Here is a 2,070-nt window from a genome sequence, read left to right as displayed (position 1 = left end):
CCAATTCAGTGTCCGGCTATGCGGCGCAGTCCTTCGAGGCCGCCTTGGCGCCCTACCAATTCATGCGTAGGGACCTGCGCGCCGACGATGTCGCCCTCGACATCCTCTACTGCGGTGTCTGCCATTCCGACGTCCACAGCGTCCGCAACGAGTGGGGCGGCGCCAGCTTCCCGATGGTGCCGGGCCACGAGATCATCGGTCGGGTGACGGACGTCGGGGCGAGCGTCACCCGCTTCCGGGCCGGCAATGTCGTCGGCGTCGGATGCATGGTCGATTCCTGCCAGCATTGCTCGCCTTGCGGCCAGGGGCTGGAGCAGTATTGCGACGACGGCGCGACGATGACCTACAACGCGGTCGACCGGCATGACGGCACGCCGACCTACGGCGGCTATTCTGACAGGACCGTCGTGTCCGACAGGTTCGTCCTCGCCATTCCCGATGGGTTGGCCCTGGAGGGGGCCGCCCCGCTCCTGTGCGCCGGGATCACCACGTGGTCGCCGCTGCGGCACTGGAAGGTGGGGAAGGAGAGCAAGGTGGCGGTGGTCGGCCTCGGGGGGCTCGGTCACATGGCCCTGAAGCTCGCGAGCGCACTGGGTGCCGAGGTGACGCTGTTCACCCGCTCTCCCGGCAAGGAAGAGGACGCACGCCGCCTTGGCGCCCACCATGTCGTCCTGTCCACGGACGAAGCGCAGATGACGGCGGAAAAGGGCCGCTTCAACCTGATCCTGGATACCGTGCCGTTCGTTCACGACCTCAATCCGTACACTCAGACGCTGGGACTCGACGGCACCCTGGTCCTGCTCGGCCAGATCGGCCCGGTCGGGCCGGACATGAGCTCCGTCCCCCTCGTCATGGGCAGGAGGGCGGTCGCGGGATCGTTGATCGGAGGCATTGCCGAGACCCAGGAGATGCTCGACTTCTGCGGGCGTCACGGCATCGTCTCGGACGTGGAGGTGATCCGGATGCAAGACATCAACACGGCCTATGAGCGGATGCTGCGCAGCGACGTGAAGTACCGCTTCGTCATCGACATGGCCTCGATGAAGGCCTGACCGCCGCCGCAGGCCAGGGCCGGCATAGTCCTTGTTCGCACCGGTTGTCGCAGCCGATGTAGGCGCCGACCTGGATTTGAGCCGCGCTTGCGTCCCGACGAAGGTGATCCGATGCACCGTGATCCAGATCAAGGCGCATCCGGGCGCACTGCGCTCTAATGAATGGCGTATCCCCGACGTCGGGGTACCCTTAAGGTCAGGAAGCCATGCCGGAAATTCGCGTCTCTGAAGCACTCTGGTCCACTGGCATGCTGCCCGAGGGCATCCTTGAGCGCTGGCTCGTCGAGGACGGGGCCAGGGTACGGGTCGGCGAGGCCGTGGCGGCGGTCCGGATCGGAGAGGCGCTGCACGACATCCCTTCACCTGCGGAGGGCCTGGTGGCGATCATGGCGCCCGCTGGTGACCTCATCGACCCCGGTTGCATCATCGCCGAGGTCGCCGCGTGATGTCATGCGCCGCCGCCAGCCTGGCGAGGACGGCATGATCCGGCCGCGTACCTACGGATGGCGTTTGGGTATCGCCACCGACCTATCGCTTGCCATCGCCCGGCAGGCCGCTGCCGGCCCGGCCATGGAGAACCACCGCATCCGGGGATGGACCCTGGCCGCGGAAAACTGCAGCCAGTGCCACGCTATCGGTAAGGGCGCAGGGGCGGGCGTCTTCGCCGGCCCGAGCTTTACGGCCGTGGCGGCTATGCCCTCGACCACGGGCATCGCTCTCGACGTCTTCCTGCAGAGCCATCACCCGAACATGCCCAGCGTCAGTCTGGATCGGGACGAGATGGGTGCGGTCATCGACTACATCCTCAGCCTCAAGGTCGCCGCGCCCTCAGGTCGTTGAACCTGGAGGAGTCATAGGAAACGACATTCGGATGACCCAGCTTCACGCCGAGCATGATGCGCACATCGACCATGTGCACCCCGGTCCGTTCCCGGCGGCGAACGATGACGCAGGCCCGGTGAAGGACCCGGTGTGCGGGATGACGGTCGATCCGGAGACCGCGAAGCATCGCACTGAG

3 protein-coding genes are annotated in these 2,070 nt (G+C 66.4%); all 3 read left to right on the top strand.

The window, feature by feature from the left end; translation table 11 throughout:
• The first annotated feature begins 8 nt into the window (after positions 1 to 8).
• The 3 genes from G3T14_RS23880 to G3T14_RS23870 all read left to right on the top strand — a co-directional run bounded on the left by G3T14_RS23880 (position 9) and on the right by G3T14_RS23870 (position 1,892).
• Positions 9 to 1,052 carry an NAD(P)-dependent alcohol dehydrogenase gene (locus tag G3T14_RS23880; RefSeq protein ID WP_348645342.1) on the top strand — a complete coding sequence of 348 codons (1,044 nt, stop codon included), beginning with the start codon at positions 9 to 11 and terminating at the stop codon, positions 1,050 to 1,052.
• Between the two features lie 206 nt (positions 1,053 to 1,258).
• Complete coding sequence (locus tag G3T14_RS23875; RefSeq protein ID WP_163644962.1) at positions 1,259 to 1,498, top strand: lipoyl domain-containing protein; 240 nt, start codon at positions 1,259 to 1,261, stop codon at positions 1,496 to 1,498.
• Between the two features lie 34 nt (positions 1,499 to 1,532).
• Entirely contained in the window at positions 1,533 to 1,892 is a 360-nt protein-coding gene (locus G3T14_RS23870) for a c-type cytochrome (RefSeq protein ID WP_204263046.1), read from the top strand.
• The last annotated feature ends 178 nt before the right edge of the window (positions 1,893 to 2,070 follow it).

The sequence above is a fragment of the Methylobacterium sp. BTF04 genome (assembly GCF_010692745.1).
Classification (GTDB): domain Bacteria; phylum Pseudomonadota; class Alphaproteobacteria; order Rhizobiales; family Beijerinckiaceae; genus Methylobacterium.
This window is presented reverse-complemented; position numbering and strand designations above follow the sequence as displayed.